This is a genomic window from Arthrobacter halodurans (assembly GCF_041877255.1).
GTDB lineage: Bacteria > Actinomycetota > Actinomycetes > Actinomycetales > Micrococcaceae > Arthrobacter_N > Arthrobacter_N halodurans.
This window is the reverse complement of the sequence record NZ_JBHDLJ010000017.1, coordinates 52,571-66,116: the sequence shown is the minus strand read 5'-3', so window position 1 is coordinate 66,116 and position 13,546 is coordinate 52,571. Positions and strand designations below refer to the sequence as shown.

Annotated in this window: 11 protein-coding genes; 2 read left to right on the top strand and 9 right to left on the bottom strand. The window is 67.9% G+C overall.

Annotation, left to right across the window (positions count from 1 at the left end; genetic code table 11):
• Positions 1 to 82 precede the first annotated feature (82 nt).
• Positions 83 to 1,624 (top strand): long-chain-fatty-acid--CoA ligase, encoded by a 1,542-nt coding sequence (locus tag ACETWP_RS15890; protein ID WP_373973246.1) that lies wholly within the window; start codon positions 83 to 85, stop codon positions 1,622 to 1,624.
• A gap of 84 nt (positions 1,625 to 1,708) precedes the next feature.
• Here ACETWP_RS15890 and ACETWP_RS15885 read toward each other — a convergent pair whose 3' ends face one another.
• The 5 genes from ACETWP_RS15885 to ACETWP_RS15865 form a co-directional block, all read right to left on the bottom strand.
• A complete protein-coding gene (locus ACETWP_RS15885; RefSeq protein WP_373973245.1) occupies positions 1,709 to 2,731 on the bottom strand; it encodes an LLM class flavin-dependent oxidoreductase in 1,023 nt (340 codons plus the stop codon).
• A 63-nt stretch (positions 2,732 to 2,794) separates the two neighbouring features.
• Positions 2,795 to 4,018 carry a hypothetical protein gene (locus ACETWP_RS15880; RefSeq protein ID WP_373973244.1) on the bottom strand — a complete coding sequence of 408 codons (1,224 nt, stop codon included), beginning with the start codon at positions 4,016 to 4,018 and terminating at the stop codon, positions 2,795 to 2,797.
• Positions 4,019 to 4,231: 213 nt separating this feature from the next.
• Complete coding sequence (locus ACETWP_RS15875) at positions 4,232 to 4,879, bottom strand: DUF1275 family protein (protein WP_373973243.1); 648 nt, start codon at positions 4,877 to 4,879, stop codon at positions 4,232 to 4,234.
• Between the two features lie 95 nt (positions 4,880 to 4,974).
• Entirely contained in the window at positions 4,975 to 6,783 is a 1,809-nt protein-coding gene (locus ACETWP_RS15870; protein ID WP_445012766.1) for a gamma-glutamyltransferase family protein, read from the bottom strand.
• Between the two features lie 37 nt (positions 6,784 to 6,820).
• Positions 6,821 to 8,092, bottom strand: coding sequence for an Nramp family divalent metal transporter (locus ACETWP_RS15865; protein ID WP_373973242.1), 1,272 nt, complete (start codon positions 8,090 to 8,092; stop codon positions 6,821 to 6,823).
• A gap of 100 nt (positions 8,093 to 8,192) precedes the next feature.
• On the opposite strand from ACETWP_RS15865, the gene ACETWP_RS15860 reads away from it, so the two are divergent.
• Positions 8,193 to 8,891, top strand: a complete 699-nt coding sequence (locus ACETWP_RS15860) for a FadR/GntR family transcriptional regulator (RefSeq protein ID WP_373973241.1) — start codon at positions 8,193 to 8,195, stop codon at positions 8,889 to 8,891.
• 156 nt (positions 8,892 to 9,047) lie between these two features.
• On the opposite strand, the gene ACETWP_RS15855 is transcribed toward ACETWP_RS15860, so the two are convergent.
• From ACETWP_RS15855 to ACETWP_RS15840, 4 genes are all read right to left on the bottom strand, one after another.
• Positions 9,048 to 9,698, bottom strand: a complete 651-nt coding sequence (locus ACETWP_RS15855; protein WP_373973240.1) for a hypothetical protein — start codon at positions 9,696 to 9,698, stop codon at positions 9,048 to 9,050.
• Positions 9,699 to 9,702: 4 nt separating this feature from the next.
• A complete protein-coding gene (locus tag ACETWP_RS15850) occupies positions 9,703 to 10,359 on the bottom strand; it encodes a DUF8548 family protein (protein ID WP_373973239.1) in 657 nt (218 codons plus the stop codon).
• Between the two features lie 398 nt (positions 10,360 to 10,757).
• Positions 10,758 to 12,071: a hypothetical protein gene (locus tag ACETWP_RS15845; protein ID WP_373973238.1), complete on the bottom strand. Its 1,314-nt coding sequence runs from the start codon at positions 12,069 to 12,071 to the stop codon at positions 10,758 to 10,760.
• 283 nt (positions 12,072 to 12,354) lie between these two features.
• On the bottom strand, positions 12,355 to 13,542 hold the full coding sequence (locus ACETWP_RS15840; protein WP_373973237.1) for an McrC family protein: 1,188 nt from the start codon (positions 13,540 to 13,542) through the stop codon (positions 12,355 to 12,357).
• Positions 13,543 to 13,546: the final 4 nt, after the last annotated feature.

Below are 13,546 nucleotides of genomic sequence, written 5' to 3'. Positions count from 1 at the left end.
AAATGTGAGACTCAGTCCATTGACGTGGCACTCAGTCTCACGCCATGCTGGCATGACGCACATCACGTCCCGAGGAGCCCCCATGTTCGCCACCCTGTCCGTCGCCGCGATCCTGGCCGAGTCGGCCCGCCGCTACGCCGAGCACCCCGCCGTGACCCTGAACGGGGAATCGGTGAGCTACGCGCAGCTGTGGGAGCAGACGCGCGCCTACGCCGGGGCCCTGTCCGCGCAGGGGGTCGGCGAGGATTCCCGCGTCGCGATCCTCATGCCCAACGTCACCGACTTCGCGCGCACCTACTACGCCGTCCTGGCCCTCGGCGGCACCGTGGTCCCGGTCCACGCGCTGCTCAAGCGCCACGAGATCGAGTACGTCCTGTCCGACGCCGGCGCCACCCTCCTGGTCTGTGCCGCGCCGCTGCTCGCCGAGGGCCAGCCCGCCGCCGAGGCGGCGGGGGCCGGGATCGTCACGGTCCTCGCCCCCGAGGGACACGCGCTGCCCCGGCTCGAGGACCTCGCCGCCGCGGCCGAGCCGATCACCGGCTACGTGCCCCGCCAACCGGACGACATCGCCACGATCCTCTACACCTCCGGCACCACCGGGAAGCCCAAGGGCGCGCTCGGCACGCACCTGGCCCTCGTGGAGCAGGTCAACGTCCTGCTGACCAGCACCTTCGACATCCGGGAGCGGGACCGCATCTTCGGCGGGCTCCCCCTGTTCCACACGTTCGGGCAGACCGTGGTCCTGAACACCGGGCTGCGGGCCGGCGCGGAGGTGGTCCTGCTGCCCAAGTTCACCCCGGACGCCGCGCTGGACCTGGTCGAGGCCGGGATCGACATCTTCTGCGCGGTGCCGACGATGTACGTGGGGCTGCTGGCGGGGCTACGCCAGCGCGGGGCGTCGGCGAAGTCCGGCGGCCTGCGCTACGCGATCTCGGGCGGTTCCGCCCTGACGCTCGCCGTGCTCAACGACTTCGAGGAGGCCTTCGGCGCGCGGATCTACGAGGGCTACGGGCTGACCGAGACCTCCCCGGTGGCATGCTTCAACCACGTCGGCCGCGAGCCCGTGCCCGGCACCGTGGGACAGGCGATCTGGGGCGTCGACGTCGAGATCGCCCGGCCCGAGCTGCCGGACGCCATCGAGCTGCTGCCCACGGGCGAGCTGGGCGAGATCGTCATCCGCGGGCACAACCTGTTCTCCGGCTACCTCAACCGGCCGGACGCCACGGCCGAGGCCATCGTCGACGGCTGGTTCCGTTCCGGGGACCTCGGCACCAAGGACGAGGACGGCTATATCCGGATCCTGGACCGGAAGAAGGACATGATCCTGCGCAACGGCTACAACGTCTACCCGCGGGAGGTCGAGGAGGTGCTCGTGGGGCACCCCGACGTCGCGAACGCCGCGGTGTTCGGCGTCCCCGACGACGTGCACGGCGAGGAGATCGCGGCCGCGGTCTCGCTGGCCCCCGGCAGCGGCCTCACCGCGGACGAGCTGCGCGCCTACGCGGAGGAGCGGCTCGCGTCCTACAAGTTCCCGCGCCTGATCCAGATTGTCGAGGAGTTCCCGATGGGCCCGAGCGGCAAGATCCTCAAGCGCGAGCTCGTGGCCGGCTACCGGCGGGACTGACCCGCCGGTCCGGCGTCCGCGGGCGCGAGTGCCGGCCGGGCCCCGGCGTCGTCGTGCCGTCGCCCGCCCCGTCGCCCGCGGATGTCAGCGCCAGCCGAGCCCCGGCGCCACGTGCGTCAGGATCGACTCGATGACGTGGGCGTTGTAGTCGACGCCGAGCTGGTTCGGGACCGTGAGCAGCAGGGTGTCGGCCGCGGCGATGGCCTCGTCCTCCGCGAGCTTCGCGATCAGCTCGTCCGGGGCGCCCGCGTAGGACCGGCCGAAGACCGCGCGGGTCTTCTCGTCGATATTGCCCACCTGGTCCGAGCTGTAGCGGTCGCGGCCGAAGTACTGCCAGTCGCGCTCGTCCGTGAGCGCGAAGATGCTCCTGCTGACGGAGACGCGGGGCTCGCGCTGGTGCCCCGCCTCCTTCCAGGCCTGCCGGTAGAGCTCGATCTGCTCGGCCTGCTGGACGTGGAAGGGCTTGCCGCTCTCGTCGTCCTTGAGCGTGGAGCTCTGCAGGTTCATGCCGAGCTTCGCCGCCCAGACCGCCGTCGCGTTGGAGCCGGAGCCCCACCAGATGCGCTCGCGCAGACCCTCGGAGTGCGGCTCCACGCGGAGCAGGCCCGGCGGGTTCGGGAACATCGGGCGCGGGCTCGGCTGCGCGAAGCCCTCGCCCTTGAGCACCTCGAGCAGGCGTTCGGTGTGCCGGCGGCCCATGTCGGCGTCGGACTCGCCCTCGGCGGGGGAGAAGCCGAAATGGCGCCACCCGTCGACGACCTGTTCCGGCGAGCCCCGGCTGATGCCGAGCTGCAGCCGGCCGCCCGAGATCAGGTCGGCCGAGCCGGCGTCCTCCGCCATGTAGAGCGGGTTCTCGTAGCGCATGTCGATCACGCCGGTGCCGATCTCGATCCGGCTGGTCCGCGCGCCGATGGCGGCGAGCAGCGGGAACGGGGAGGCGTATTGCTGCGCGAAGTGGTGGACGCGGAAGTAGGCGCCGTCCGCGCCGAGCTCCTCGGCAGCGACCGCGAGGTCGATCGCCTGTAGCAGAGCGTCCGACGCGCTGCGCGTGCCGGACTGCGGGTGGTCGGTCCAGTGGCCGAAGGACAGGAATCCGATGCTCTTCACACCGGGGCCAACACGACGGCGGGGCCGCCTATTCCACGCGCAGGCCGGTCGGCATGGGCTTCCTCAGCGGCGCGCGGCCGCACGGGTTGCCGTGGACACGGTGTATTCTCGCCGTGCGTTGTTCCCGCGCCTCTCTGCCAGCTTCTTGACCACGAGGTAAGGAACCCAGCAGAAGGGTTGGAACACGAGGGTCGCGAGGAAGAAGGCTGCGCCGACGCCCTGCTCCGCCGCGGACAGCTCCACGCTCCCGATCAGCACCATGATGCCCGTCGCCAAGGCCCCTGCCGAATAGATGAAAATGTAGGGCCAGCGGAGCCGACTGCGGAGAAGGTGGAAGAACAGGAGGCCGAAGAGGACGACGGCGGCGATGCCCGGCGTCGCGTTGGTGGGATCCAGCGCGCCCTGGCGGGCCGGGAACGCGAGCAAGAAGGGCACCATGCCCAGCCAAACGAACACCAGCCCTTGGGAGATCCACTTTGTGAGTGGGTGCTTGGACCGGGCGTCCTTGAGGGCCGGGTCGAGTGCCTCCTCCTCCGCGCGGTGCGTTTCCTGAAGCGCCAGCCACGCGGTGCCCAGCGCCTCCTTATCGGCCAGCCACCCGTTGGAGAACCGGTAGGGGAGCAGGTCGCGGGCCCCGTCCAGGTCCGCGAGCCGCCCGGCGTCGTCCAGGATCTGCGTATCGTGCCGGAAGAGGATCCGTGCGGTGTACCGCAGCGGGATCCCCCGGGCGGCCACATGGGCGAGCCACCGGTCCACGCCGGGGGTGGCGTGCGAGGGGAACGGCACGCTCAGAAGGTTTCGCCAGCCCCGGTCGCGGTAGCGCACGTAGAGGATAGGCGCCGTCTCGTTGGCGGGTATGCCGTACCTGTTCCTGGTTTGTCGCACGAGGCAGAAGGAGACGACGACGGACGTCACGGATCCCAGGTCGACGACGCGTCGGCGGGGTGCGTCGTCGGTCGGGATCCGAGCGCCCTTCCCCAAGGGGTTGGGCCATTCCGCCGACTCGATCCGGTCCGCGAAGAGGACGAACTCCGGCAGGTGGGCATAGTGCCAGCGCAGCTTGCGGGCATGACCGGCGGTCTTCACCGCGATCCAGCCGCCGAGTGGCACCAGGACGAGCGGCACCAGCATCCACACTTGCGGGTGGGCGACCAGGAGCGCGATCGGGCCGATGGCCAAGGCGACTCCGGCGAGGATCCCCACGCCCATGGCCATGGCGAGGAACGTTCGCCAGAAGGCGTCGGGGCGGATGCCGACGTTCGCGTGCACAATGCCCTGCTGTTCCATGTTCCCCACCGTCGAAGTCTGGCACCGCATTCGCGCTGCCCCAAGTCATCCTACGGTTTGGTGCGCGGCGCGACGGCTGACGGCGCGACGGCGCGCGACGTCACGCTCCGGCGCGAGCAGCTTCCCGGGTCGAGGATGCCGAGGGGTCGAACAGTGACTTGATCCGGCGCTGGAGCCGGGGCTCCGCCGTCCGAAAGCCCGTGGGAACGCTGGCTAGCCGTCGGCGGTGTCTTCCGTCTTCATGCGTCGGTGGCCGAGTATGAGCACCGCGGTCGTCACCGCAGTCGAGAGCGCGAAAGCCACCCACAGCCCCACGGTCAGGAGCGCGGCACCAGCAAGGGCTCCGAGAAGGATCAGAGTCACGGCCAGGACGCGCCTCACCCAAGGCTGGTCGGTGCCGGCACCGAACCGGGACTCCGCGGCCAAGGCCGTGAGCGTTGACGTGACGACGACGGTCGTGACATCGGCCACCTTGACCTTTCGCGCCGCGGCGGCCTGCGCGCCCATGACAAACCCCAGGACCGCGGCGGCCGCCTCGGTCTTGTAGGGGAAGACCGTCGCCCCGAATACCAGGAACGCGAGGCCCTCGAGCGCCAGACAGATGGCGACCGTGGCGAAGATGACGGTCGTGGCGGGGCTCCACCCGTCGGGGCTTCCGCGGAGCCTCCGACCGGCAAGCATGGCGCCCAGGAAGAACATCAGCAGAGCCACGAGTGGCCCCACCACGGGCAAGTCCGTTGCCCCGGTCATAGCCATCCCGAGAATGACGACGTTCCCGGTCATGTTTCCCGTGAAGACCCGGTCCAGGGCGAGGAACCCGATGGCGTCGACTATTCCGGTCGAGAAGGTCAGTGCGAGCATCAGCGCGGTGTGCAGTTGGGGCGTACCGATCCGGCGAGGCCTTACGCGGCGGGCCGGGGAGGGAGCCGATTCCTTGACGGATGCCGGGTGCGAGGTCATCGGCCCACCGCGTAACCCTGCATGCCGCGGGCATTGGCGGCAGCGCGGAGGACCCCAGTTCGAGGGTCCCGGGAAACCGCGCACATGCGCCCGATTTCCCAATCGCCCGCGCGGCCCACGATGTGCCCCTTGGCTTCGAGTCCCGCGATGGTCTTCTCCCCGGCGCGCGCCTCGATGACGATGACCCCGATCTGGCGCTCGTGGGGGTAGAAGGAACTCGGGAAATGGGTGCTGTGGAAGGCGGGGGCGTCGATGGCCTCTTGGAGGTTCAGGCCTCCCCGTACATGGTTGAGGAAGAACTGCAGCTGCCATTGGTCCTGCTGATCCCCGCCGGGGGAACCGAAGGCCATGACGGGCTCGCCGTCTTTGAGGACCATGGTCGGGGACAATGTGGTTCGGGGTCGTTTGCCCGGTGCGAGTGTGTTGGGCAGCCCGGACTCGAGCCATGCCATCTGCAGCCGGGTGCCGAGGGGGAAGCCCAGTTCGGGGATGACGGGCGAGGAGTGGAGCCAGCCACCGCTGGGCATGGCCGAGACCATGTTGCCCCATCGATCGACCACGTCGACGTGGACCGTGTCTGTCCTGGCTTCGCCGTTGGGTTTGGGGCCGGAGTCCAGGAGGGCCGCAACGGCGTTGGGTTCACCGACCCCGCTGAGCCCGCTGGGGTCGAAGTCCCCGGCAACCTGGAGATCCGGCAGGACGGGCTGGCGTTGGTCGGGCCGCCCCGGACGGATGTCCATTGAGGCCGTGGAGGTGATGAGTTGGCGCCGTTCGTCCGCGTAGTCTGCGGAGAGGAGCGTCTCCCCGGGAACGTCGTTCGTATCCCCGTACCAGGCCTCCCTGTCGGCGAAGGCGAGCTTGCCGGCCTCGATCATGTTGTGTGTGCCGTCGATGGTTCCCGGTTTGGCGTGCAGTCCGGACAGCAGGGCGAGCTGTTGGAGCAGGACGGGCCCTTGGCTCCAGAAGCCGGGTTTGCACACCGTGTATCCCTCGAAATCAAGGCTGACGGGCTCTTCGTAATGGGGACGCCAGTTCCGGAGATCCTCCGATGTCAGGAACCCGGAGTGGGCGGTCCCGGTCGAGTCGTGCCAAGGGGTCCGAGCAAAGCTTTCCATCTCCCGGGCCACGAATCCGTCGGTCCACTCCCGGATCGCCGCGTCGAGGGCCGCCGTCCGGGTGGCGCCTTGGGCCAACGCGTCGGTTTCGGCGGCCATGAGGCGGCGGTAGGTCCTGGCCAGTGCCGTGTTCACGAGCAGTTGGCCTTCGACCGGGACCTTGTCGTCGGGAAGGTACACGTCCGCGGAGGGCGGCCAGTGCTTACGGAACAGCGGGGCCATGCGTTCGATGTATTCGACGACTTTCGCGGAGGCTGGGTAGCCGTTCGCAGCGTAGTCCGCGGCGGCTTCGAGGGCCTCGTTGAGGCTCAGCGTTCCCTCGTCGCGCAGGATGGTCATCCAGCCGAGCGTTGCGCCGGGGATCGCGGCCGCCAGGAGCCCGGTGCCGGGGACCATGTCGATGCCGAGGTCCCGGAACGCTTCGGGGGACGCGGCGGCGGGCGCGGGGCCCTGGGCACAGAGGACCCGGGGGCGCTTGTCGTCGGCGCGGGCGAAGATCAGGGGCATGTCGCCGCCCGGGCCGTTCTGGTGTGGTTCAACGACTTGGAGCGTGAATGCGGCCGCGGCGGCCGCGTCGACGGCGTTTCCGCCGCGTTCGAGAACCCCCATCCCCACCTGGGATGCGAGCCAATGCGTCGAGGAGACCATGCCGAACGTGCCGGCGAGTTCCGGGCGTGTTGAGAACTTCACTGATGTGCCTTTCGGGCCAAGGGGTGCAGGTTGATCGTTACAGCGACAGGAGCTCGTTGACGGCGAGGGCCAGGAACATGGCAAGGCCGAGGACCAGTGCCGAGTTCATGGCGATGCCATTGCGGTGGGCCTTGTCGAGGGTTTTCGTGTTCATCATCCACAGCAGGCCCGCGATCAGCACCGGCATGAGCAGCGCGCCGAGGGCGGCGTAGATCAGCACCAGCAGGACGGGCTCGTCGAGGAAGAGCATGCCCAGCGGGGGGATGCACATCCAGAGGATGTAGGCGCGGAAGGGGCGGGAGCGGGCCGCGTTTTCGTCGCGTTCGTTGCTCGTTCCGCGGAAGATGTTGAAGATGTCGTTGAAGACGTTGGCCAAGGCGTTGTAGCCGCCGATCAGCGAGCTGTAGACCGCGGAGAACATTCCGATGAGCAGTAGCCACTTGGCCGGCTCCCCGAACTTCTCGGCGAAGGGTTGCGCGAGTTCCTTCAGGTCGGTGAGGCCGCCGACCTGGGTGCCCTGTCCTTGGAGGAATGCCGCGCCGACCACCATCATGGCGAGCATGAAGATGAACGTCATGCCGTAGCCGATGAAGAGGTCCAGGCGCATGGTCTTGATCCACGTGGGTCCGTTCCATCCGCGGTCGCGCAACCAGTATCCGTAGGACAACAGGCCGATGGACATGCCCACGCCGCCCATGACGCCCAGGACGTAGAAAGTGCCGTTCTCCGGAACCGTGGGGGTGAATCCCGTGGCCAGCAGGTTCAGGTCCGGTGCCGTCAGGACGGCGGCTCCGACGATCGAGAAGAACATGACGGCAACGAAGACCGCCATGATCTTCTCAAAGGAGGCGTACTTTCCGATCCAGAGGACGCCTAGCCCGATCAGAACGGCGACGATCGCTCCGACTTTGACGCCGATGGCGGGGAACATGGCGTTGATCGTCAGGCCTAGGGCGCCGGCGATGGCGGCGCCGTAGAAGAATCCGAGGATCACCGAGTAGATGCCGAAGTACGCCGTGAAGCCCTTGCTCAACCGGTGGAAGCCGCGAAGGGGACTGATGCCGGTCGCGAGCGACCAGCGTCCGATGCATTCGGTGACGATGAACTTGATGAAGCACCCGACAACCACGGCCCAGGCCAGGGACAGACCGTACTGGGCGCCGGAGTTCAGGGAGGCGATCAGGTCGCCTGCGCCGACTCCGGCCGCGGCGACGATGAAGCCGGGTCCCGCGACACCCATGATCCGGCGGAGGCGGGTTTGCTTTTGCGTGCCGGCGTCCAGCTGCGCGGCTTGTGCTCTGGTGTCCATGTGAGTCCTTGTGTGAGGTGGATCATCATTGGTTCAATGGTCTGACCAATATGCCATGGCTAAACTTGGAGATCAAGACGCGTTTCAGAGAGGACCGGTCATGGTCAATTGGACATCCGTGGGACACGAATGGGTCTCGCTGGGTGGGAGCCTCGCGGCCGAGCTGGAATTGATGATCGCCCGAGGCGAGCTACCCACGGGCGAGAAGATCCCCCCGGAGCGTGAGTTGGCCACGATGCTGGGCGTGTCGCGGGCGACGTTGAGGGAGGCCTTGCTGGAACTGGAGATCCGGGGCCTGCTCAGTCGCCGGCCGGGGCGCGGAACCGTGGTCCAGGCGACGACGCCGGACAGGCACGCAGCGAGACTGTCCGAAGCGTTGCGGGCCGCCCGGGCGGATTTCGCTCAGGTCATGGAACTGCGCAGCACCGTCGAACCCGCGGTGGCGGCACTGGCGGCGGGCAAGACGACGCCCGAGGACATCGTCAGGCTTCAAGCACTCCTCGAGGCGGCGGACGGGGAAAACAACGCCACGCGGCTGCTGGAGCTCGATGTTGAGTTCCACGTGGCCATCGCCGACATCGCCCGCAATCCCCTGGTGTCGGATCTGATACGGATGGTCAGCGACTGGGCGAGTTCGTCGCGACGGCTGGGATTTCAGGGCCCCAGTCGGACGAAGGCTTCGGCGGCCGGGCATGCGAAGATCCTTGCGGCCCTGCGATCCGGCGACTCCGCCAAGGCCGCCGCCGCGATGCGCGAGCACCTCGGATGCATCGAGGACACGATTTCAGACGCGACCTAACCGCAAATTCCCGCGGCAATGTCTTATGCGCCGTTATCGGCGTTAGACGAGTCCCAATGATCGAATGCTTGACTGTGACGGACCGATCTATCGCATCGGTCCCAACCGCCCACAGCACTGCACTGTCCTCACACGATGCATGCTCGCGCAGCGAAATTAGCGGTAAAGCTTCCCGCTCAGGGGTATTTCGGGTACCTCCTCCGATGCTTCGTAGAGGACTTCAATATCTAGAAGCGGATCCTCATGACGGGCGTGGTCATGGAGACGGGCCGCGTCGAACTTCTTGCGGCGGGGGTGGTTGTCCAAGACACACAGGTAGGCCTTCGGACGAGCAATCCCGTCGTATTCGTGGCGGTGTTCATGCAGTAACAGCCGGAGCTTGTCGATGTCGCGCTTGACTTCCGGGTAGTCCAAACCGTTCGTTTGGGTTGCCGCGACCTTCAGTTCTGAGATGACGGCGAGCTGGTTGAGCAGGCCGAGCCCGCTGCCATCCACTGCCTTGGCCAGTCGGTTGGCGTAGTGAGGCATGAAGATGCCGGGATCGCGGGTGACGACCGCGTCGAGCTTCACTTCCTGGCCTGCGAACAGCGGACGAATGTCCGAGAGAGAGAAATTCTTGATGTGGATCGTGGGCTCGCGCGCCACCCTGTCGATGCCGAACTGGGAGATGAGGTAATGGGCAAACCACGCTTGGTAGGACGCCTCCGGGGCCAGATACGATCCACAGGTTTTCGAGAACACGGTCCAGGCGGCCTTGAATTTCCGCTCGACGTGTTCGCGCTGCGGGAGCGGTGGTGCCCCGTCCACGGTTTCAGGCCCCTTCGCCAGTGGAGGGAACTTCCCGTTGGGCCTCCGAACGCCAGATCGCGTGGTCCAGCACGGTCGCGGAGACATCCCCGGGCAGCATGGCCGCCGCTGCGGTCACGAGCCGACGAACGTGGTCCGGGCTGAGGGTGTCGTCGCCTGTCACGCGGTGCGTGAACCGGTTGACCCAGGTGTCCGCCTTCACGTCCGGGTGCCCGAGGAGCATCCGCAGGTAGGCGTAGGTGACAGGGCCCAGCCCGGTGACGCGTGTGTAGGCGGAGCGGTGTTCGGCGCTGTCCGGAGCGAAGTCCGCCGCATGGTGCACGCCGAGCTCCGCGAGGTTCCGGGCCGCTTCGATGGCGGCGCTGGCCTTGGTCCGGCCGCCGGTGACCTGGCGTCCGACGATGGCCAGGAGATCGGCTTCGTCCGTGCGGGCGAGCTCGCGCAGGTCATCGGCGCGACCGCCGCGGTGCGCGCGGTAGGCCTGGACCTTGGACAGGACCCCCTTGCCGTTCTTCGTTTCGTACCGGGCCTGGATGGAGAGCACCGCATCCAGGAGCGCCAGTTCGATGTCGTTGGTCCATCCTCCGCGCCAGGCGGAAAAATGCTCCGGGTCCAGGGACTGGGCCTCGGCAACGATCGCGTCCAGGTGTTGCGTGTCCATTTTCTTCCCCCAAAGCCGGTGCGGCACAACCATGTTGTCCTTCGTCATCCTAGCCACGTGCGTGGAGAGAACCCGTCGACGCGGGGGCGTGCCCCAGGACGAATCGAATGTGGGCGCAGCGCGCGGACGTCCTTCGGGCAAGGCGTCGAACGATCGGCCCCCAGGATATGGGGGGTGCAGCTGCCGGTGAGCCAGTCTCGGGTTTGGTGAGGTAGAGACCGATAGTGCGATGGCGGGCGAGCTGGCCTGACCTCGTCGCGATGCCGCGCCGTCGTTTGAGGCTTGTCGAGGCACCACTCCCGCAGTCGTTGCGGACCCGCCACAGCGACGGTGACCAGGGCATGTCTGTTTCCCGAGGCACGCGCCGTCACGCTGGGTCGCGGGGACTCCGGGGATGATCAGGCGGCGAGAGCGGGAAACACCACGAGAGATCCGTCGCTGTTTCGTTCAATCTCAATCGACACGTCGGCTTGGTGGATTCCCACGTTGAGGCCATCGCCCAGGGCGCGAAGGCGGTACGCGGCCTTGAGGAGGTTGTCCACCTCGCCTTGCGTGAACATGACGTGTCGCAGGCCGCCGTGACGCTTCAGTTCGAGAGTCGACAGCCGAAGAAGTATCGAAGTGATTCCCGATTCCAATGCGTCGACTCGACGCTCGTCGTCCTGCAGTGTGCGGACGAAGGTCCTGAACGGGTGGCTCGCGCCCTCCAGTTGCGCATGCTCGACGGCCTGCAGGACCAGTACCCGGCGTTTGAGGGCGATCGCGAGCCTCGCGAGCTCGAGGTGCGCACGGAAGGTGCCGCCTTCCTCGGTGATGCCGGGAAAAGCTTTCGTGAGGGCTCCGACTTCGACCGGGCCGTCCGGAAGCGCGCCCAGCGCGTCCTGCCACCTGGTGAGCCGTCTGCGGGTCCGTTCAATCGACTTGCCTATGGCGTGCACGGCGGAGTCAAGGCCAAGGGACAGGCCGATGCGGCCCTGATCGAGGACGATCGAGGTGGCTTTGTCGATGGCGTCACGGCAACCGTCAAGCTCGCTGCGCTCGTCTTCGAGCTTGCCATCGTGCAGCTGCTCCAACAGGTCCGTGATCCGCTCGATCGATTCCTGGCGCTGGTGATCGGCGTGGGCGCTGACACTGACCGCAACCGCCATGAGCACAAGTGGCGCGGCCACGGTCAACGCCCCGGCGCCCGCGACCGCCACACCGGCGGTTGCGGCCGAGCCGGTTGCCGCTCCCGCAGCTGCTGCTTTCCCGGCGACGGGTACAAACGTGGCGTTCGCTGCGATCCCGGCGGAGTTGACCAGCGAGCCGTAGATGCCCCCTGCATGTGCCTTTGAAGCCATGGGCTGCACGAGTCCCTTGCCGACCTGCGCGGCGACCTTCGCCGGAACCACCATTCGGTAGAGCACGTCACCGGTCGCGGCGACGTTCAGCGTCGGCGGTGCTGCCTTCGCCGTCTGGGTGAGGAGCTGCGACAGCTGCTGCGCGAGCGGACTGGCTGCATGCAGTGGAATGCCTCCGTTCCGATCGCGTTTGGTCGACATCGGATGCGCTTCCAGCGTTGCGATCGGAGCGGCTGCAAGTGTTGCCAGAACCGTTCTCAGCTCGGCGAGGCGGGCGGGGGTCATGCCCTCATCGCCCAACACATTCGGAACGTCCACGTCCTCGGTGGCGAGTGTCCATACCGGCACTGGCGCGTTGCTATCGGTAGTCATGTCTTGTTTTCTCCCCCTCGTTGACATCCCCACCATAGGTGGTGGCAGTGACATTTGACGGCAACTTCGGTGCGCGTTCTGGGTTCCGTGCCCGGATTGCCGTCGCTGCCCCGTTGCCGTCCATAGCCCTGAGGTGGGATATGTAAGTCGCCGCATACCGAAGGGCCTTCTGGGCGATTCGCTGGCGAGGACCGACCGCGTGTTGGACCCAGACGACCTGCCTAGCGCGGCCGCCCCCCGGGCAGGGACCCGGGTGGGATGAGGCGGCCCGGCTACGCGGGGGTCACCGGTGGGCCTGCCCGGAGATCCTCTCGGCCAGCCGGGACATCTGGTCCAGCAGCGCGAACGGGGATTGGTCGAGGTCGACCGCGTGGCAGAGGATGGAGGCCTTGTGCCCGATAACCTCGTGGACCGCCGGATCCTCCGCGCCCTTGGCGTAGACGAGGTGGCCGGTGTCGAGGTCGAAGCGCACGCAGTAGGCCAGCATTTGGTAGACGTCGGCGTTCGGGTGGGCGGCGGATCGCACGGCCTTGTACTTGGCGTCCACGACCGCCTTCGGACGGCCGCCGTCGTGCCAGAGCAGGTCCGGGCGGAGCGCGACCTGCGACCCGGCGTCGAGATACCTTCCGGTCGCCTGGGACGTCGCCGTCCCGCCCCGGTCCTCCAAGCCGTCGGCCAGGGCGGTGGCGACGAAGTCCTCGAAGATCCTCCACATGTCGAACAGGAACGCGGTGGCGTCGACGTCCCCGGTGTCCTGGTCCAGGGACGAGTTCCCGAGGATCAGTTCGGCCAGGACGAGGGGGGCCCGGTAGCGGGCGTTGAGCCGGGTGAAGCGCACCCGGGGCAGCGGCTGGCCGCCGGCCAGCGGGGTGACCCCGTCCAGGGCCTGCGTCATCTTGCGCAGGTCCGTCCGCAGCCGGGGCGTGAGCGTGGACAGGCCCAGCAGGCGCCGCGCCGCGGAGAGGAGCAGCCGGTTCTCGGCGATGTCGACGGTGAACTCGTCGAAGACCACTTGCGCGGGGAAGGCCAGTCCTCCGCGCCGGCCGATCTGCGCGGGCAGGTCGATGCGGCCCCGCACCAGGGGCAGGGATTCCTCGTGGACCTCGTAGCCCTGGAGGAGTCCCTGCCCGGTGGCCCGGGCGGCGTGCCGGAGGAACGCGACGGCGATGGTGTTCACCAGGTCGCTGTCGGTGTCGCCGGCGAGGGCGACGCCCTCGTCCCGCCAGAAGTCGCGGTCCAGGGAGTACCCCATCAGGAAGAAGAGCCTGGCGACGGGCACCTTGGGGTGGATCGTGACCTGGCAGTCGGCGACCCGGACGACGCCGACCTTGCGGATGTTGGCCACGGTCCAGTCCCCGCCGCCGGCCGGGGTGACGGTGGCGACGTCGAGCTGGTTGAGGGCCGCGGCGACGTCGGCGGGCAGCCGGTGGCGTTCGGGGCTGCCGCTTTCGCGCAGTTCCAGCCGTTCCATCCGG

Bases quoted from the DNA above. Each gene is read 5' to 3' on its own strand.
- ACETWP_RS15860 (WP_373973241.1), top strand. From the start codon at position 8,193: ATGGTCAATTGGACATCCGTGGGACACGAATGGGTCTCGCTGGGTGGG.
- ACETWP_RS15840 (WP_373973237.1), bottom strand. From the start codon at position 13,542: ATGGAACGGCTGGAACTGCGCGAAAGCGGCAGCCCCGAACGCCACCGG.
- ACETWP_RS15875 (WP_373973243.1), bottom strand. From the start codon at position 4,879: ATGCTCGCACTGACCTTCTCGACCGGAATAGTCGACGCCATCGGGTTC.
- ACETWP_RS15850 (WP_373973239.1), bottom strand. From the start codon at position 10,359: ATGGACACGCAACACCTGGACGCGATCGTTGCCGAGGCCCAGTCCCTG.
- ACETWP_RS15890 (WP_373973246.1), top strand. From the start codon at position 83: ATGTTCGCCACCCTGTCCGTCGCCGCGATCCTGGCCGAGTCGGCCCGC.
- ACETWP_RS15845 (WP_373973238.1), bottom strand. From the start codon at position 12,071: ATGACTACCGATAGCAACGCGCCAGTGCCGGTATGGACACTCGCCACC.
- ACETWP_RS15865 (WP_373973242.1), bottom strand. From the start codon at position 8,092: ATGGACACCAGAGCACAAGCCGCGCAGCTGGACGCCGGCACGCAAAAG.
- ACETWP_RS15880 (WP_373973244.1), bottom strand. From the start codon at position 4,018: ATGGAACAGCAGGGCATTGTGCACGCGAACGTCGGCATCCGCCCCGAC.